The sequence below is a fragment of the Aestuariivirga sp. genome, from assembly GCF_047600585.1.
Lineage (GTDB): Bacteria > Pseudomonadota > Alphaproteobacteria > Rhizobiales > Aestuariivirgaceae > Aestuariivirga.
Genome location: NZ_JASGKP010000001.1, coordinates 848,944 through 867,561, shown reverse-complemented (window position 1 = coordinate 867,561; position 18,618 = coordinate 848,944). Strand labels below are relative to the sequence as shown.

Here is an 18,618-nt window from a genome sequence, read left to right as displayed (position 1 = left end):
GAATTGTGTCATTTTGTTAGAAACGCAAGATTACGCAGTGCTTTGCGCGCTCCGCTTACCAGCGGTCGTGCCACACGCTGTGGCACCGCTTCACCTTGCGGTGATGCTTCTTCTTCACCCAGTGACAGTGATAGCTGCTGCGGTGATGGCGGTAGCGGGGATAGTCATAGTAACCATAATCGTCCGCGTAGTAGCCGTTGTAGTATCCCTGGTCATAGTAATAGCCAGGAAAGCCGAAGAAGAGATCGACATTGGCACCGTGGTGATGGCGGTGCCTGGCTTCGGCAACCGGAGCACCCGCTGTCAGTCCGAGGGCAAGTGCTGCAGCAGTCGCAGCCGCTAGAAGTGGTGTTCGCAACATGGCGTGTCCTTTCATCGCTCCTCGCCCACCTCACCGGTGAGACGGGCACGTCGGAATTAACTGCCGTCGTTTCTGAAAGTTTCGCCCGAAATGGGGAGATTCCGCGGCGCCTGCACGCCTCCGTTGTCGCAGCCCGGGGGTCTTGAAGGCCCTCAGCCCAGCAGCGATTTCACCACGCCGCCCGCCTTGCCCATGTCGATCTGGCCGGAATACTTGGCCTTCAGTTCGGCCATGACCTTGCCCATGTCCTTGACCGTGGTGGCACCCACCGCCGTGATGATGGCCTGAATGGCAGCCTTGGTCTCGTCCTCCGAGAGTTGCTTCGGCATGTAGGACTGGATGATCTCCATCTCCTCGCGCTCCTGCTGGGCGAGCTCGGCGCGGCCGCCCTGCTCGAAGGCGGCAATCGAATCTTGGCGCTGCTTCACCATCTTGGCGAAGAGGTCCATGAGGGCGGAGTCCGGCAGCTTCTCGCTGTCGTGGCCGTCTGTGCGGGCGTTGATGTCCTTGTCCTTGATGGCGGCATTCATCAGGCGGATGGTGGCGAGCTTGCGCTTGTCGCCCGCCTTCATGGCGTCCTTCAGATCGGCGTTCAGTTTGTCGCGCAGGGTCATGGCGCTCTCCCGGGATGAAATGCGTGGAAAGGGCCTCCTTAACCGCTTCGCAGGTGCAGCGCAAACTTGACGCCCGGCCCCTCCTCCCGTAACCAGCCGGAAATTCCCGGAGACTAGACCCATGGCAGCCGCCAAGACGCCCGCAAAGAAGGGCAAAGCAAAGTCACGCCCGCAGTTCGGCGATTGGGACCAGCCCCCTGTGACGGGGCTTCTGGTGCTGGCCGACGGCACGGTGATCGAGGGCCAGGGCTTCGGGGCCGAGGGCGATGCTGTGGGTGAAGTCTGCTTCAACACCGCCATGACCGGTTACCAGGAAGTGCTGACTGACCCCTCCTACGCGGGCCAGATCGTCACCTTCACCTTCCCGCACATCGGCAACGTCGGCACCAACGACGAGGATATCGAGACGACCAACCTTGCCGCCTCCGCCGCCGTGCTCGGCTGCGTGGTCAAGGCACCGGTCACAGACCCGGCCAACTACCGCGCCGCCAAGCACTTCAACAAGTGGCTGAAGGCGCGCAACATCATCGGCCTCTCCGGCATCGACACCCGCGCCCTCACCGCCCTCATCCGCGAGAAGGGCATGCCGAACGGTGTCATCGCTCACAATCCCAAGGGCAAGTTCGACGTCAAGGCGCTGAAGAAGAAGGCGGCGCAGTGGCCGGGCCTTGTCGGCATGGACCTCGCCAAGGACGTGTCGATCACCCAGCGCATGGACTGGGATGAAAAGCTCTGGGACTGGAAGACGGGCTACACCCGCGGCGAAGGCGGTAAGAAAGTGGTCGCCGTCGACTACGGCCTCAAGCGCAACATCCTCCGCTGCCTCACCTCCGCCGGCTGCGACGTAACAGTTGTTCCCGCCACCACTTCGGCCGAGGACATCCTCGCCATGAAGCCCGATGGCGTGTTCCTGTCGAACGGCCCGGGCGACCCGGCAGCAACGGGCGAATACGCCGTGCCCGAAATCAAGAAGCTTGTCGACTCCGGCACGCCTGTCTTCGGCATCTGCCTCGGCCACCAGATGCTGGCGATTGCGCTGGGCGGCAAGACGCTCAAGATGCATCAGGGCCACCACGGCGCCAACCATCCGGTGAAGGACTATACCACCGGGAAAGTCGAGATCGTTTCCATGAACCATGGCTTCGCCGTGGACCGCGACAGCCTGCCTTCCGGTGTCGAGGAAACGCACGTCTCGCTGTTCGATGGCTCGAATGCCGGCATCCAGGTCAAGGGCAAGCCCGTGTTCTCGGTGCAGCACCACCCGGAAGCCTCACCCGGCCCGCAGGACTCGCACTACCTCTTCCACCGCTTCGTCGAGATGATGGACAAGCACACGCGCTGAGTTTCAGCCATCTGCCGACGTGCGGCGGGCATCGCCCCGCTGCAGGATCATCTGCGCGATCACCAGCAGCACCAGCGAGGTGCCCAGCACGACCGTGCCCACCGCATTGATCTCCGGCGTGACACCGCGGCGGATCGACGAGAAGACGTAGATGGGAAGCGTCACATCCGGCCCCGCCACGAAATAAGCGATGATGAAATCCTCGAACGAGAAGGTGAAGGCGAGGAGGAAGCCCGCAAGCACCGCCGGCGCCAGGAGCGGCAGCACCACCTGGCGGAAGGTGCCTAAAGGCGTGGCGTAGAGATCCTCTGACGCCTCCACGAGGCTGCGGTCCATGCCTTGCAGGCGCGCGCGCACCAGCAGCGCCACGACGGCGATGTTGAACAGCACGTGCGCCGCGATCACCGCCCACGAACCCATCTGGAGCTGCAGGTTGAACGACGCCATCAGCATGGGGTTGACGAGATCGAAGATGCTGACGAAGGCAATGAGCGTGGAAATGCCGATGACGATCCCCGGCACCATGATGGCGATGTAGATGAGCGCATCGAAGAAGGTGCGGAGCCAGCCCTTCACCCGTTCGAGGCCAAGCGCCGTGATCAGCCCCAGCACCGCTGAGATGGCCGCCGTCGAAAGCGCGATGTAGAGGCTCGTGCCCAGCGCCTCGGTGATGAGCGGGTTGCTGAAGGCCTTGCCGTACCATTCGAGCGAGAAGCCCTGCCAGATCATCGCCTGCTTGCCGGCATTGAAGGAGCCGCCGACGATGAGCGCAATCGGCGCATAAAGGAAGATGTAGATGAATATGAGATAGATGCGCATGGTCTACACCAGTGCCGCGCGACGCTTGTCGGTGCGGGCGAGCACCAAGCGCATGTAAAGGGTGATGGTGAGGAACATGATCAGCACGAGCGCCACCGAGACCGCCGCGCCATAGGGCCAGTTGCGCGATTGCAGGAAGAGATCGACGAGCGCGTTGCCGATGAAGAACACCTTCCCGCCGCCCAGATATTGCGGGAGGATGTAGTCACCCATGAGCAGGATGAAAACCAGCATGGAGCCGGTGGCGACACCCGGCAGCGCGAGCGGTAGCGTTACCTGGAAGAAGGTGCGCACCGGCGTGGCGCCCAGATCGGCCGAGGCTTCGAGCAGTCGCTTGTCGAGTTTTTCGAGCGAGACATAGATGGGCGGCACCATGAGCGGCAGGAAACCGTAGACCGCACCGATGAGCACGGCGGTGGGCGTGTTGATAAGGCGCACATCCGTGATGCCGATATATGCGAGCCATGACGGGATGCCCTTCGAGCCGAGCAGCATGATCCAGGCGTAGTAACGCAGGAGCTGGCTTGTCCAGAACGGCGCCATGATGAGCACGAGCAGCGTCACCCGCCATTTCGGATCGGTCTTGATGGCGAGGAAGTAGGCCACCGGAAACGCCACGATCGCCGTGAGCAGCGTGCCGAGCGGCGCCAGCGTGAGGGTGTTGAAGAAGGCTTTCCCGCGCGCCGGCAGGTTCACGTAGTTGTCGAAGGTGAAGGCCGCCTCGTAGCCACCTGCGGGACCGCGAATGCCAAAGGAATAGACCAGCACCACGACGAGCGGCAGGATGAGCAGGAAGACGAAGATCACTCCCGCCGGCGCCAGAAGCGCGGCGGTGATCCAGCGGGAGTGTCTTGCGTCGGTCATCCGGACGATCAGGCGGCCTTGAAGCGCGCCATGATCTCCGCCCGGAGCGGGTTGGTGAGCGTTGCCGCCGCACCGAACTCGAGCGGCGCCAGCAGTTCCGCTGCCGGGTAGAGCACCGGATTGTCCAGCATCGCCTTCGGCACGAGCTTGTTGGTGCGGGCATCGGTCGAGGGATAGCCGTGGGCCTGCACTTCCTTGGCGTTGATCTCGGGCGTCAGCAGGAAGTCCATCAGCGCATAGGCCGCGTCGATGTTCTGGCCGCCCTTCGGGATGGCATAGAAGTCGCTCCAGATTTCGCCGCCCTCCTTGGCGAGGATGTAGGTCATCTCCGGCATGTCGCGCTGCAGCTGGGTGGCGTCGCCCGTCCAGCACACCGAGGCCCAGGCATCGCCCGCGATCAGCGAGGGCTTGTAGTCGGAGTTGATGCCGAAGAGATGCGGCTTGCTGGCGATGAGCAGCTTCTCGGCCTCGGCCAGTTCCTTCTCGTCGTTCGAGTTGAAGGAGAAGCCGTGATACTTGAGGGCATTGCCGATGGTGGTGAGCTGGTAGTCATGCACCATCACGCGGCCCGACCACGGGCCCTGGGTGAGATCGAAGAACTCCTTCCAGCTCGTCGGCTTCTCGGCCGTGGCCTTGCTGTTGTAGACGAAGCCGGTGGTGCCCCAGTCCTTCGGTACGGCATAGGTCTTGCCATCGATCACGCCCTGCTCTGTAAAGCGCTTCTCCTGCGATGCGGCGTCATAGTTGGGCAGCCGCGAGAGATCGAGTTCCTCGATGAGGCCGAGGTCCTTGTAGGTGGAGATGGCGTAGTTGGTGGGAACGAACACGTCCCAGCCGGTGGAACCCGCCTGCAGCTTCGCCAGCATTTCCTCGTTCGAGCCGAAGATCGAGACATTGATCTTGACGCCGGTGTTCTTGGTGAAGTTGTCGAGGTTCTCCTGCGCGAAGTAGCTGGGCCAGGTGGTGAAGTTCACCGTGCCGGAGAGGCCGGCATAGGCCTTGCGCGGGCGAAGGCCGGGCACGGCGCTGCTCAGCACTGCGGTGGCAAGGCCGAGGCCCGTCACGCCCAGGAACTGGCGGCGGCTGATGCTGCCCTTCTGGTAGCGGCGCAGCTGCGCCAGGAATTCTTCTGCACTGATGTGTCCGGGGACTTTCGACATGGCATTTCCTCCTGTTTGATCTTGTTCAGTTGTCCGGCAGCAGTCGGGCATGTTCCGCGCGCCAGCCTGCCGAAATGCTGTCGCCGATGTTGAAGGTGCCCGAGAGATGTTCCGCCTTGCGGGGGGCGACGACGGTGAATTCGCCGAGGCCCTCCGAGGCGATGCGGTATTCGGTCTGTTCGCCGAGGAAGATGCGGTTGAGAACCTTGCCGTCCGCCGCCGCGGCAAGGCCCTGCGGCAGGTCCTTGCGGGTGGCGGCGATCTCGATCAGTTCCGGGCGTACGCTGGTGACGTTGCCCGAGGCGGCCGGGAAGAAGTTGCTCTTGCCCACGAAGTCCGCGACGTATCGGTTGACCGGCGCATCATAAAGATCACGCGGCGAACCCGTCTGCACCACCCTGCCCTCGCGCATGACGCAGACGCGGTCCGACATGGAGAGCGCTTCTTCCTGGTCGTGGGTGACGAGCAGGAAGGTGATGCCCACGGTGCGCTGCAGGTTCTGCAGTTCAACCTGCATCTCGCGGCGGAGCTTGCGGTCGAGCGCGGCGAGCGGCTCGTCGAGGAGCAGCACGGCGGGGCGGTTGATCAGGGCGCGGGCCAGCGCCACGCGCTGCTGCTGGCCGCCCGAAAGTTCATAGGTGCGGCGCTTGCCGAAGCCTTCGAGGCGCACCATGGCGAGCGCCTCGTCCACGGCTTTCGCGATCTCTCCGGAGGATGGCTTGGGCGTCCGCTGGCGCAGGCCATAGGACACATTGTCGGCAATCGAGAGATGCGGAAACAGCGCATAGTGCTGGAACACCATGTTGACCGGCCGGTGATAGGCCGGAACGCCCGTCACCTTCTCGCCGCGGATGAAGACTTCACCCGACGTCGGCTGCTCGAAGCCCGCCATCATCCTGAGGCTTGTGGTCTTGCCGCAGCCGGAGGGACCGAGGATCGAGAGGAATTCGCCCTGCTCCACCGCGAGATTGTTGTCGATCACTGCTGCAATGTCGCCGAAGCGCTTGCTGACGTTGCGGAATTCAATGACGACTTGCTTCAAGACACAGGGTGTCCACGTGCTGTTGGCTGAAGCGCCGAACGTTGCAGGCAATGGCGCGGGCTGTCAATTACGCTAAAACCGCTCAAGCCGTTGCGCGAATAAACCCTTGATTTTCGCAGCCCATCTGCAATTTTTGCGGTGGTCAGGGAGGCGCGGACTAAATAGGGTCCACAGCCACAGAACAACAACCGAGGATCCATTCAGTGGCCAGCCGTCTCTCCACCTCCTATCGCATGAACCGGGTGTTCCGCCCCGACCGCGCCGCCCTTGTCGTGCCGATCGACCATGGCCTTGTGTGGGGCCGCGTGCCTGCCCTTGAAGCGCCGGCCCAGGTGATGAAGCGCTTCCTCAAGGAGGACGTGACCGGCTTCATGGTCTCGACGGGAATCGTGAAGGCGACCGAAGTGGAGATGGCGCAGAACCCGGCTATGGCCCGCATCCTCGCCATCGATGCCTTCTGGCCCACCTCCGCTCCCGACACCGGCACGGGCACGCTCGTCGCCTCGGTGGAGGATGCGGTGCGCCTCGGCGTCGACTGTGTGAAGATGCTGCTGCCGTGGAACGTCACCGACGCCGAGAAGATCCTTTACTGCAATCGCATCGGTACGGTCGTCTCCGCCGCCGCCCGCTGGGACATTCCGGTGATGGTGGAGCCCGTCTTCCTTGCCGCCCCGCGCACGCCGGAGATCATCACGGCCGAAATGGAGGTGGCGCGCGTGGCTTACGACCTCGGCGCCGACATCATCAAGATCACCTTCCCCGGCCCCGATGCCACGGCGAAGCTCTGCGCCGAGCTCGACATCCCGATTGTCGTCGCAGGCGGTCCGTTGTCGGGCGATGCCAAGTCGACGCTGAAGGACATCACCGACTCGATTGCTGCAGGCGCGCAGGGGGTCGTCGTCGGCCGCAAGGTCTGGCAGCGCCCGGTCGAGGAAACCCAGTGGCTCATCGCCGAAATCGCCAAGGCGACGCGCACGCAGTTCAAGCGCCGCTGGTGAACCCATGTTCGTCGGTGTTGATGTCGGATCGACCAACATCAAGGCCCTCTTCATCGATGAGGCGGGCGAAGACCTGTGGGTGAAGTCGGTGCCCTCGCCCCGCCGCCATGACGGTTATGGCGTGGTCACCGAAGGGCTCGAACTGATTGCAGCCCTCGAAGAGCTGATCATCGAGGGCTGGCGCGCCGTGGGCAAGGGCAAGCCCATCGCGGCCATCGCAACGACGGGGATCGGCGAGGACGGCTTCTGCCTCGACGCCGAGTGCCGGCCGCGCGGGCTTGCCATTCCGTGGTTCGACCACCGCGACAAGGCGGAGGCCGCGTTCCTGATGGCGAGCGACGAAGGCCGCGCTCACCCGTGGATCAACTTTGCTTTCTCCACGGCGGCGGCGAAATGGCTGTGGCTGCGCAAGCACCGGCCGGAGTCCATTTCTGGTAACGATCCGTGGGTGACGCTCACGGATTTCCCGGCGGTGTGGTGGGCGAGGCGCAAGTTCATCTGCACCACGCTCATTCCCCGCACCGGTGTCTATGACGTGTTCAAGCGGCAGTGGATCCCTTCGCTGCTCCAGCGCGCCGAGGCGCCGCCGCTGCCGGAAGGTCTGGTGGCGGGCGAAATCGTGGGCACCGTTGTGCCGGGCCCCTTGCGCGAGGCGGGTGCATGCGATGCCAACACGCTCATCGTGGTGGCGGGGCATGATCACCCCATCGCCTCCAATGCCATCATGCGGATCGAGCCTCTTGCCCGTATCGATTCCATCGGCACGGCGAATGCGCTCTTCGCCGAAACCACCACGCCATCGGCGGGTGCGGCAACGGCTGGTATCGATCTCTCGCTTCCGGTGCGCGGCGGCCCCGGCATTTCGGTGATCGGCCCCATCGAGTTCAGCGTGCCCATGCGCCAGGCCTTCGGGTCTGACGACAACGTGAAGCAGTATCTCTCCGCCCCGCACCTGCCGGGAGCGCCGGCCAAAACCGCGCCGACGATTGCAGCGGCGCTGGCCGACACCGGGCCGGATCATCACCGCCGTGTCATCGAAGCCGTGACGGTGGAGGCGCGCGACTTCTTCCGCGCCATGAAACGGGTCGGCATTGCCGACGGTCCGATGTATGCAACCGGCGGCTGGGCCCGCTCGCGTGCGCTGATGGAACTCCGCGCCAGCATCTTCGGCGAGCCGATCATCGCCGTGCATGAACCGGAACTCACCGCGCTCGGAGCAGCGCTGTTCGCGATGGAAGGGGCCACGGGCAAGATGCCCTACGCCATGCAGTCCCGCACCTCCGAAGTGATCGACCCCCGGAAGGACTGGATGGAGATCTACGCGGGCTGGTGAGGGGGACCTCACCTTCCACCCTCATCCGCCCTTCGGGCACCTTCTCCCGCCAAGCGGGAGATGGCGAACAACCTTCGCCCTCTCCCCACCGGGGAGAGGGTCCGCAACGCGGGGGTGAGGGGCACCCAGCCCACCGTCACCCGACTGTCACGCAGTCTTCATATGGCGGGGCGATCCGCCGATGTTCGTGCCCACCGCCATACCGGGACTGGTCTGCGCCTATCTCTTTTCCGAGACAGGAGAACATACGGTGCTGGGCGATGCCGACATCGATATGCCCCTGCCGCCCGGCACCTGGCTCTGGCTCCATCTCAACCTCACCGACCAGCGCTGCGGCAAGTGGCTGGCAGACAAGCTCGGCCTTCCCCGCAGCATCATCTACGATTTCACCGACGAGAGCCTGCGCCCCTTTATCCTGCAGCAGCAGGAACACGTGGTGGGGCAGCTGACCACCTTCCGCCGCGACTTCACGGCGGACTCCACCGAGACGACCTGGTGCCGTTTCATCCTGTCCGAGCGTTGGCTGGTCACCGGCCGCGTGCGCGCCGTGCAGGTGGCGGAAAGCCTGCGCCGCGAACTCACACGCGGGCTGAAGCCCGCCTCGCCCGCCGCCTTCTTCGATCTTCTGGTGGAGCATTTCCCGGACACCCTCGACACCATTCTGCACCGACTCACCGACGAACTGGAAAGCATCGAGGACGACATCCTGAGCGACGAACAGAAGGACGAGCGCCGCCGCCTGATGCTGCTGCGGCGCGAGGCCGCCCTGCTCCACCGCCACATGCGCGCCGTCCGCCGCGCCCTGCTCACCGGCATGCGGACGGTGCACGCGCTGCCTCCTGGCATTGCCGATGCGGCGGCGCGGCTTGCCCATCTCGACCAGGACTACGAGTCGCTCGAAACCCGGGCACGCTTCTTCCACGACGAAGTGGACGCCAAGCTTGCCGCCGAAACCAACCGGCAACTCTACATCCTGTCGGCCCTCACCTCCGCCTTCCTGCCGCCGAGCCTTGTCGCAGGCATCTTCGGCATGAATGTGGAATGGCTGCCCTTCGCCAAAGGCGAGCACGGCTTCCTGATCATCATGATGATAGCGGCGGCCTCCTCAGCCTTGGTCTGGCTTCTGCTCTGGTGGCTGAACCGGAAATAGCTGCGGCTTCCGTTTTGCCCGCGCCGCCGCTATCAGGGTGCCATGTCATACGCAAAGCTCGACCAGCACCTGAAGAAACTCGAAGTCCTCTCCCACGCCCAGTCCATGCTCGGCGTGGACGAAGCCGTGATGATGCCGGAGGGCGGCGGCGAGAAGCGCGCCGAGGCCATGGCGGGCCTCGCCACGATCTATCACGAGATGGCCTCCGCCCCGCAGGTGGGCGACTGGCTGGCTGCCGCCGCGGCGGAAGACCTGATGCCCGAGCAACGCATCGCCATCCGCGAACAGACGCGGAGCTACATCAACCTGACCTGTCTCTCCTCCGCCTTCGTCGGCAAGCAGACGGAAGCCCGCATCCGCTCGGAACAGCTCTGGAGGCAGTTGCGCCCCACGGGCGACTGGGCAGGTTTCCTGCCCGCACTCAGCAACGTGATTGCCTTTGCCCGCGAGGAGGCGGCGATGCGCGCCGATGTGCTCAAGCTCGCGCCCTATGATGCGCTGATCGAGCAGTTCGATCCCGGCAGCCGCGTCTCACAGATCACGCCGGTCTTCGATGAACTGAAAACCTTCCTCAAGGGCTTCATTCCGAAGGCGCTGGATGCGCAGGCAGCCCGCCATGCGAAGCATCCGCCGAAGGCCTTCACGGCGCGCTTCGCCATCGACCGCCAGAAGGCCCTCGGCGAAGTGATGATGAAAGCGGTTGGCTTCGACTTCTATCATGGCCGCCTCGATGTTTCGCATCACCCCTTCTGCGGCGGCGTGCCAACCGACGTGCGCATGACCACGCGCTACGACGAAAGCGATTTCCTCTTCGCGCTGATGGGCGTGCTGCACGAGACAGGCCACGGGCTCTATGAACAGGGCCTGCCCAAGGCATGGTCGCACTGGAGCGTGGGCCAGGCGCGCGGCATGGCTGTACATGAAAGCCAGAGCCTGTTCGTGGAGAAGCAGATCGGCCGCAATCCCGCCTTCTGGCACTGGGCGCTGCCCGTGGTGAAGGAAAAGCTCGGCGCCGAGACGCTCACCGGCTGGAGCCTCGCCGACATGATGCAGCATGTGCACCGGGTGAAGCCGGGCTTCATCCGCGTCGATGCCGATGAGGTCACCTACCCCATGCACGTGATCCTGCGTTACGAACTGGAGCAGGACCTGATCGCCGGCCGCATGGAGGCGCGGGACATTCCCGAGGCGTGGGACGCCAAGATGACGGCCTACCTCGGTCTCTCCACCAAGGACAACATGAAGGACGGTCCGATGCAGGACGTGCATTGGCCGTCGGGCGCCTTCGGCTATTTCCCGAGCTACACGCTGGGCGCCCTGCTCGCGGCTCAGCAGGCCGCCACCATCCACAAACTCCATCCGCACGCAGACGAAGCCCTGAAAAAGGGCGACGTGACGGTGTTGAACGACTGGCGGCGGACCAACATCTGGTCAAAGGCCTCGACGCTGACAACGCCGGACCTTATCGTGGCCGCGACGGGCGAGCCGCTCTCGGCCCGGCACTTCATCGCCCACGTGCAGCAGCGCTACGGCTGAGGGAAGCTTTCCCTCCGGGGATGCGGCCAGATCAGCGGTTGCAACAGGTCCAGCCCTGCCGTAAGGGCGGCCCGCCATGATGACCAATGCCATTCCCACCGGTCTTGCCGGCGCCGTGCTCTCCATCGACCTCGGTGCCCTGCAGGCCAATTACCGCGCCCTCTCGAAGAAGGCCGGAAAGGCCGCCTGCGGTGCGGCGGTGAAGGGCAACGCCTACGGGTTGGGCGTGGAACCCATCTCCAAGGCCCTGTGGGAGGCGGGCTGCCGCCACTTCTTCGTGGCCCGCCCGGTTGAAGGGGAAGACCTGCGCCGCCTGCTCCCCGCGGCCACGATCTATGTGCTCGACGGGCTCTTTCCCGGCCAGGCCGAATACTATGCACTGCACGGCCTCTGTCCGGCGCTGATCTCGCTCGACGAGGTGCGCGAGTGGGCCGCCTTCGGCCGCCGTTATGGCCGGGCCCTGCCCTGCGCCATCCATGTCGACACCGGCATCAACCGCCTCGGCCTCACCCTTGCCGATTTCGACACGCTTCTCGCCGATGATTTCCTGCGCGCGGGCCTCGACATCACCCTGCTGATGAGCCACCTCGCCTGCGCCGATGATCCCAAGCATCCGCTGAACACGGTGCAGTCCAAACGCTTCGCAGCGCTTCGCAAAAAACTTCCGGGCGTGCCTGCAAGCCTCGCAAATTCCTCGGGAATTTTCTTAGGCAAAGACTTCACCAACGACCTCTGCCGGCCCGGCATCGCGCTCTATGGCGGCAACCCCACGCCGGGGAAGAAGAACCCGATGAAGGCGGTCGCCACGCTTGAAGGCACGGTGCTGCAGGTGCGCGACGTGAAGAAGGGCGAGACGGTGGGCTACAGCGCCACATGGAAGGCCCCGCGCGACAGCCGCATCGCCATCCTCGGCGCGGGCTACAAGGATGGCGTGCCGCGCCACCTCTCCTCGAAGCAGAAGGATGGCCCCGCCCAGGTGCTGGTGGCGGGCAAGCGCTGCCCCATCGTGGGCCGCGTCTCCATGGACATGATGGCGATCGACGTGACGGCCCTCCCTGCCGCGAAAGTGGCGCGCGGCACCCGGGCCGAAATCCTCGGGCCCCGGCTCTCCATCGACGAGGTGGCAGGCTGGGCCGGCACCATTTCCTATGAGTTGCTCACAAGGCTGGGAAGCCGCTATGCCAGACTCTATTCAGGGACGGCGAATCTCGGGAACACATGAATCCACTTGCAGGCATAGGACGGATGGTGCTGGGCACACTGGCCGAGACCGGGCGCATTGCCCTCTTCGGCCGGGACGCCCTGCTGCAGGGGCTCACGCCCCGCTACTACATCCGCCAGATCGCGCTCCAGTTCTTCCGCATCGGCTACACCTCGCTTCCCGTGGTGGCGCTCACCGCCTTCTTCACCGGCGGCGCGCTGGCGCTGCAGATCTATCTCGGCTCCTCGCGGTTCAATGCCGAAAGCCTGGTCGCCTCCATCGTCGCCCTCGGCATCACCCGTGAACTGGGGCCGGTGCTGGCGGGCCTCATGGTCTCGGGACGCGTCGGCGCGTCGATTGCCGCCGAACTCGGCACCATGCGTGTGACCGAACAGATCGACGCGTTAGTGACGCTCTCCACCAATCCGCAGAAGTATCTCGTCGGCCCCCGCCTGCTCGCGGCGGTGATCTCGCTCCCCCTCCTCGTCGGCATCGGCGATACCATCGGTATCTTCGGCGGCTACATCGTCGGCACCCGCTCGCTCGGCTTCAACGAATATGCCTATCTCAAAAACACCGCCGACTTCCTCCACGCCAGCGACGTGACCTCGGGCCTGATCAAGGCCGCCGTCTTCGGCTTCATCATCGCGCTCATGGGCTGCTACCACGGCTTCAATTCCAAGGGCGGCGCACAGGGCGTGGGCCGCGCCACCACCAATGCGGTGGTCTCCTCGGCGATCCTCATCCTCGCCGCCAACTTCCTGCTCACCTCGCTGCTCTTCGGGGATTGATCATGGAAGGCCATATCGTCCTCAACAACGTGCAGAAAAGCTTCGGCCCCAAGCAGGTGCTGCGCGGCCTCTCTGTTTCCGTGAAAAAGGGCCGCTCGCTGGTGGTGATCGGCGGCTCGGGCACCGGCAAGTCGGTGATGCTGAAATGCATCCTCGGCATCATACGGCCGGACGCGGGCGAGATCACCGTGGGTGGTGAAAGCTGCATCGGCCTCCGGGGCAAGGAGCGCGACGCCTTCCTCTCCCGCTTCGGCATGCTGTTCCAGGGGGCTGCCCTCTTCGACTCGCTGAGCGTTTGGGAGAACGTTGCCTTCGGACTCATTCAGGGGCGCGGCATGGCCCGCGGCAAGGCCCGCGACATCGCCATCGAGAAGCTCTCGCAGGTGGGATTGTCCGCCGATGTGGCAGCGCTGCAACCGGCGGAATTGTCTGGCGGCATGCAGAAGCGCGTCGGCCTCGCCCGCGCCATCGCGGCCGACCCCGAAATCATCTTCTTCGACGAACCCACGACCGGCCTCGACCCGATCATGGCCGACGTCATCAACAACCTGATCGTGGACTGCGTGAAGCGCCTCGGCGCCACCACCATTTCCATCACCCACGACATGGCGTCCGCCCGCAAGATCGCCGACGACATCGCCATGATCCACAAGGGCCAGATCATCTGGCACGGCGAGGCGAACAAGGTGAACGTCTCGGGCAATGCTTACGTGGACCAGTTCATCCACGGTCGCGCCGAAGGCCCGATCCAGATGGACGTGCTGAAAGCTTAAAAGCGAATAGAGATGCGAAAAGGGCCACCATTTCTGGCGGCCCTTCCGTGGTCAATTCTGTGGCAAGGAACGCAGGCCGTACGATCTGAACCTGCATGCCTGGATCTGGCCTAGAGGGAGTGCCCCCAAGGACCAGCAATCCGCACCAAGGTTCCCTTCACAGTGAACTCACTCGACATCGGATCACCTCCTTTCGTTTTGTTGACACTGGCACCATGCTGCGCCCTTGCGGCAGACAGGTCAAGGCGGCAGACTTTGTGAAAAAGGGAATTGCCATGTCAGCCGATCTCATCATCACCAATGCCCGCGTCATCACCATGGACAAGGCGAACCCCTTCGCCGAGGCCATCGCCATCAGCGGCAACCGTATCACCCGCGTCGGCAGGAAGGATGACGTGATGGCGCTCAAGGGCGCGAAGACACGCGTCCACGACAACAGGGGCAACGCGGTGATCCCCGGGATCATCGAAAGCCACGTCCACCTGTTCATCGGCTCGGTGGAACTCGATCTCCTGAACATCAACGCGATCAATGACGTAGCCCGCGTTCGCGAACTTGTTTCTCAGCACCGCAAGTCGCTCCCCAAGGGCGCCGTGGTGATGGCGATTGCAGCCACCCACGAGCAGTTCGGGCGCGAAACGCCGATCACCCGCCACCTGCTCGACTCCATGGTGAGCGATGTTCCCTTCCTCGTCGGCTGCTTCGACCACCACACCGTGTGGGCCAACACCAAGGCCCTCGAGGCTGCGGGCATCCTCAAGGGCCGCAACCTTCCCGTCGGCAACGAGATCGTGATGGGTTCTGACGGCCTTGCCACCGGCGAACTGCGCGAACCCGCCGCCTTCATGCCGGTGCTCAACCTGATGCCGACCGGTGGGCGTGACTACCTCGGCTTCACAACCGGCGGTAATCCCGAACCGCCTGCGACCGCTGCCCAGCGCAAGGTGGACGAAGAGTTCCTCAAGCGCGGCATCGCGCACGCCAATTCGCTCGGTATCACCTCCATGCACAACATGGACGGCAACTGGTACCAGCTCGAACTGCTGGATGCCCTCCAGAAGCGCGGCGAACTGAACAGCCGCATGGAAGTGCCCTTCCACCACAAGAATTTCTTCAGGTTGGAACAGGTTGATGAAGCCGTGGAGTTCCGGGCGAAGTACCAGGGCGACATGCTGCATTCAGGCCGGGTGAAGATCTTCATGGACGGCGTGCTCGAAACCCTTACGGCCCAGATGCTGGACGACTATCCGGGCTATCCCGGCAACAAGGGCGCACCGCTCTACACCCACGAGGAGATGCTGGTGCTGGTGCAGCGGGCCGACTCCCATGGCCTGCAGATCGCCACCCATGCCATCGGCGACGGCGGCGTGCGCACCACGCTCGATGCCTATGAAAACGCCCGCAAGAAGAACGGCGTGCGCGACAGCCGCCACCGCATCGAGCACATAGAACTGATCCACCCCGCCGACATTCACCGCCTCGCCGAACTGGGCGTGGTCGCCTCGCTGCAGCCCATCGCAGGGCTGGGCGTGCCCGGCAACCCGCGCGAACCGGTGCTGAGCCGGCTGGGCGACAAGCTGCCGTGGTCCTACGCCTGGCAGACGATCCGCGACACGGGTGCTGCCGTCGCCTTCTCGTCGGACTGGCCGGTGGCGCCGCTCGATCCGTTCCTCGGCATGCAGGCGGCGATGACGGTGGAGCGCGTCTCGCCCGAATGCCCGGACCAGGTGCAGAGCCTGATGGACACGATCCACGGCTTCACGCTGGCAGGTGCCCACATGGAATTCATGGAAGACCGCAAGGGCATGCTGAAGGAAGGCTACCTTGCCGACGTCGCCGTGCTCAATGCCGACATGGAGAAGACACCCGCCAGCGAGATCGCCAAGGTCAAGCCGGTGATGACGGTGTGCGACGGGCGTGTGGTGTTTGAATCGTTGTGAAATCATAGAGAAAAGTAAGTGTTGCTTCGGTCTCCCACAAGACTCTAGCCTTGCGGGATGAAACACCCGGCGATTCTGACGCGATTTCTTCTTCTCTTCTTCGCGGCTTCTCTATTCATTACTGGTCCTGCGCGGGCACTCGATTTGCCGCTCACCGAATTCACCCTGAAGAACGGGTTGAAGGTCATCCTCGTCGAGGATCACCGGACCCCCGTGATCTTCCATGCCATCGCCTACAAGGTGGGCAGCGCCGACGATGAGCCCGGCAAGAGCGGTGTCGCCCACTTCCTCGAGCACCTTCTATTCAAGGGCACCGCAAAGTACCCGGATGGAAGTTTCGACCGCATCATGGGTGAGAACGGTGCAGAGAACAACGCCTTCACCACGACCGATATCACCGTCTACTACGAGCGGCTGAGTTCCAGCCTGCTCGGCCTCGCGATGGAACTGGATGCGGACCGGATGCAGAATCTGCAATTGTCCCCGGAGGTCTTCGAGAGTGAACGAAAGGTCGTGCTGGAGGAGCACCGCCAGACGACTGAAAGCAACCCCTATGCCGAGGCGAATGAAGTGCTGCAGGCCGCACTTTTCAAAACCCATCCCTACGGCATTCCGACACTGGGCCACCCGGAGGAAGTCCAGAAGCTGACGCTTCAGGATGTCCTGTCCTACTATCGCAGCCACTACATGCCGGGTAACGCCGTTGTTTTCGTGGTGGGCGATGCAAATCCAGGGAATGTCCGCGAACTGGCGGAGCGCTTCTACGGGCCACTGCAAAACCCCGGCGCAGTTCCGGTCCGCAAACGTCCGGCAGAGCCTGTGCGGACCGCGCCTGAACGCCTGGAAATGGCCGACGGCCGCATCAGCGACTCGTCCTTCATTCGCGACTATCTTGTGCCGGCGCGGTCTGATCTCAACAGGCGGGAAGTCGCCGCCAACGCCGTCCTCGCCTACATCCTGAGCGGCAGCAGCGACAGCCGCTTCGACAAGCAACTGGTCAACGATGCCCGGACCGCATCTGCCGCCGGGGCAAGCTACTCCGGCCGCACCATCACCTACGGAACCTTCCGGATTTATGCCACCGCATCAGCGGGGGGCGACGTCGGCCAGTTGGAAAAAGCCGTCGACGGGATTTTGCAGGACGTTGTGAAGAACGGTGTGACGGCAGATGAATTGTCGTGGGCGAAGAACGCCATGCTTGCGAGTTACATCTATGACCAGGACACGCCGCTGAACTCTGCTCTCGCCATCGGCACGTCACTTCTCACCGGAGAAAAACGCGAGGACATCTTCCTGCAGGACAAGGCCTTTGCACAGGTCACCCGCGACGACGTGAAGGCTGCCGCCGCACGGATCTTCAAGACGCGCCACAACGTCACCATCGTCCTGAGGCCGAAGACATGAAAACGCTCTCGCTTCTCGCCGGCATCGTTTTCATCTGCCTCGGATTGGCCTGCCGGGCACAGGCCTTCGACATTCAGGAAATCACCAGCCCGCGCGGCATCAAGGCATGGCTGGTGGAATCCCATCAGGTCCCGGTCATTTCCATGTCGTTCAGCTTCGCGGGAGGTTCCTCCTACGATCCTCCGGGAAAGGAAGGTGCAGGGGGATTGGCCACAACCATGATGGGAGAAGGCGCAGATGACCTTCCCTCTGCGGCGTTCAAGTCGCGCTTGACGCGGCTTGCCGCCGGCATTTCATTCTGGGTTGATCTCGACACGCTCGGCGGCAACCTCGGCTGTCTCAGCAAGAATTGCGATGAGGTATTCGCGCTTCTGAAGAAGGCGATTTCAAAGCCCCGCTTCGACGCGGACGCCTTTGACCGCGTCAAGGCGCAGGCGCTTCAATCGCGGCGCCAGGAACTGCTGGACCAGAACAGCATCGCCTACCGCGCATGGTTCGCCCGGGCCTACGCCGGTCATTCCTACGGCAATTCCCCGAACGGAAGCGTTGCAAGCACGGAGTCCATGACGATCGACGATCTCCGCGCTTTTCACAGGCAGAGCGTGAACAGGCGTACACTCAAGATCGTCGTGGCCGGTGACATCACGCCGGCGCAGCTTGGGCGGGAACTGGACAAAGTGTTTGCAGACCTTCCCGCATTTACCCCACCCTTCCCCGTAGCGAACGTGGTGCTTGCCCAGGCGCCTGCCGTTCAGAGGATCGACTACGAGGGCCCGCAATCGGTCATCTATTTCGGCAATCCGAGCGTCTGCGGCGACTCCCGTGAAGCATGGGCCAGCTTCCTGCTGGGCGACCTGATGGGGGGACCGTTTTTCAGCCGGCTTAATGACTACATCCGCATCAAGGCAGGCCTCACCTACGGCATCAGCATGTCCGACACCAGTGCGGACAAGAGTTGCTACCAGCTCGGCAACATGTCGACGGCAAACGACACGGCGGAGCAGGCCTTGCAGCTCCTGCAAGCCGAACTGGCCCGCATGGCAAAGGATGGCCCAACGGCCGACGAGCTGAAGCGCATCAAGAACTACGAACTCGGCAACTATCCCTTGCGCTTCACGAACACGGCGTCGATCACGGCGGAACTCATCGGCTGGAACGACACGAATGTCATCCAGACCCGCACCGACTACATCAATGCGATCACGGTTGAAGACGTGAAGAAGGTCGCGGCCAAGCTGCTGAAGCCGGAAAACCAGATCATCGTGATGGTGGGGCGGCCCTCGAAATAGG

General features: G+C 63.6%; 17 protein-coding genes. 11 read left to right on the top strand and 6 right to left on the bottom strand.

The genetic code is table 11. The features are described 5' to 3' along the window. Positions 1-55: 55 nt before the first annotated feature. Together QM801_RS04005 and QM801_RS04000 are read right to left on the bottom strand one after the other, a co-directional pair. Entirely contained in the window at positions 56-361 is a 306-nt protein-coding gene (locus QM801_RS04005) for a hypothetical protein (protein WP_415017922.1), read from the bottom strand. 152 nt (positions 362-513) lie between these two features. After that, complete coding sequence (locus QM801_RS04000) at positions 514-975, bottom strand: GatB/YqeY domain-containing protein (protein WP_415017921.1); 462 nt, start codon at positions 973-975, stop codon at positions 514-516. Positions 976-1,096: 121 nt separating this feature from the next. On the opposite strand from QM801_RS04000, the gene carA reads away from it, so the two are divergent. Next, entirely contained in the window at positions 1,097-2,317 is a 1,221-nt protein-coding gene (gene carA / locus QM801_RS03995; RefSeq protein ID WP_415017920.1) for a glutamine-hydrolyzing carbamoyl-phosphate synthase small subunit, read from the top strand. Positions 2,318-2,320: 3 nt separating this feature from the next. Here the strand turns inward: carA and QM801_RS03990 are convergent, their stop codons facing one another. Genes QM801_RS03990 through QM801_RS03975 form a run of 4 tightly spaced genes read right to left on the bottom strand, consistent with a single transcriptional unit; the run spans position 2,321 to position 6,202 of the window. After that, on the bottom strand, positions 2,321-3,136 hold the full coding sequence (locus tag QM801_RS03990) for an ABC transporter permease (protein WP_415017919.1): 816 nt from the start codon (positions 3,134-3,136) through the stop codon (positions 2,321-2,323). A 3-nt stretch (positions 3,137-3,139) separates the two neighbouring features. Beyond that, positions 3,140-4,000 carry an ABC transporter permease gene (locus QM801_RS03985; RefSeq protein ID WP_415017918.1) on the bottom strand — a complete coding sequence of 287 codons (861 nt, stop codon included), beginning with the start codon at positions 3,998-4,000 and terminating at the stop codon, positions 3,140-3,142. 8 nt (positions 4,001-4,008) lie between these two features. Beyond that, positions 4,009-5,160, bottom strand: a complete 1,152-nt coding sequence (locus QM801_RS03980; protein WP_415017917.1) for an ABC transporter substrate-binding protein — start codon at positions 5,158-5,160, stop codon at positions 4,009-4,011. A gap of 25 nt (positions 5,161-5,185) precedes the next feature. Further along, positions 5,186-6,202: an ABC transporter ATP-binding protein gene (locus QM801_RS03975; RefSeq protein ID WP_415017916.1), complete on the bottom strand. Its 1,017-nt coding sequence runs from the start codon at positions 6,200-6,202 to the stop codon at positions 5,186-5,188. Positions 6,203-6,405: 203 nt separating this feature from the next. Between QM801_RS03975 and QM801_RS03970 the strand changes: the two genes are divergently transcribed. From QM801_RS03970 to QM801_RS03925, 10 genes are all read left to right on the top strand, one after another. Then, a complete protein-coding gene (locus tag QM801_RS03970; RefSeq protein ID WP_415017915.1) occupies positions 6,406-7,200 on the top strand; it encodes a class I fructose-bisphosphate aldolase in 795 nt (264 codons plus the stop codon). A 4-nt stretch (positions 7,201-7,204) separates the two neighbouring features. Beyond that, positions 7,205-8,533, top strand: coding sequence for an FGGY family carbohydrate kinase (locus QM801_RS03965; protein ID WP_415017914.1), 1,329 nt, complete (start codon positions 7,205-7,207; stop codon positions 8,531-8,533). 181 nt (positions 8,534-8,714) lie between these two features. Further along, positions 8,715-9,683: a CorA family divalent cation transporter gene (locus QM801_RS03960; RefSeq protein ID WP_415017913.1), complete on the top strand. Its 969-nt coding sequence runs from the start codon at positions 8,715-8,717 to the stop codon at positions 9,681-9,683. 42 nt (positions 9,684-9,725) lie between these two features. Then, positions 9,726-11,219: a carboxypeptidase M32 gene (locus QM801_RS03955; protein ID WP_415017912.1), complete on the top strand. Its 1,494-nt coding sequence runs from the start codon at positions 9,726-9,728 to the stop codon at positions 11,217-11,219. Between the two features lie 76 nt (positions 11,220-11,295). Continuing rightward, positions 11,296-12,441, top strand: a complete 1,146-nt coding sequence (alr, locus tag QM801_RS03950) for an alanine racemase (protein ID WP_415017911.1) — start codon at positions 11,296-11,298, stop codon at positions 12,439-12,441. Beyond that, complete coding sequence (locus tag QM801_RS03945; RefSeq protein ID WP_415017910.1) at positions 12,438-13,211, top strand: MlaE family ABC transporter permease; 774 nt, start codon at positions 12,438-12,440, stop codon at positions 13,209-13,211. Before alr ends, QM801_RS03945 begins: the two co-directional genes overlap by 4 nt. Before the next feature lie 2 nt (positions 13,212-13,213). Next, on the top strand, positions 13,214-13,984 hold the full coding sequence (locus QM801_RS03940) for an ABC transporter ATP-binding protein (RefSeq protein ID WP_415017909.1): 771 nt from the start codon (positions 13,214-13,216) through the stop codon (positions 13,982-13,984). A gap of 275 nt (positions 13,985-14,259) precedes the next feature. Continuing rightward, a complete protein-coding gene (locus QM801_RS03935) occupies positions 14,260-15,924 on the top strand; it encodes an amidohydrolase (RefSeq protein WP_415017908.1) in 1,665 nt (554 codons plus the stop codon). Positions 15,925-16,068: 144 nt separating this feature from the next. Further along, positions 16,069-17,328 carry a M16 family metallopeptidase gene (locus QM801_RS03930; RefSeq protein ID WP_415017907.1) on the top strand — a complete coding sequence of 420 codons (1,260 nt, stop codon included), beginning with the start codon at positions 16,069-16,071 and terminating at the stop codon, positions 17,326-17,328. Further along, positions 17,325-18,617, top strand: a complete 1,293-nt coding sequence (locus QM801_RS03925) for a M16 family metallopeptidase (protein ID WP_415017906.1) — start codon at positions 17,325-17,327, stop codon at positions 18,615-18,617. The genes QM801_RS03930 and QM801_RS03925 overlap by 4 nt, the downstream gene beginning before the upstream one ends. Position 18,618: the final 1 nt, after the last annotated feature.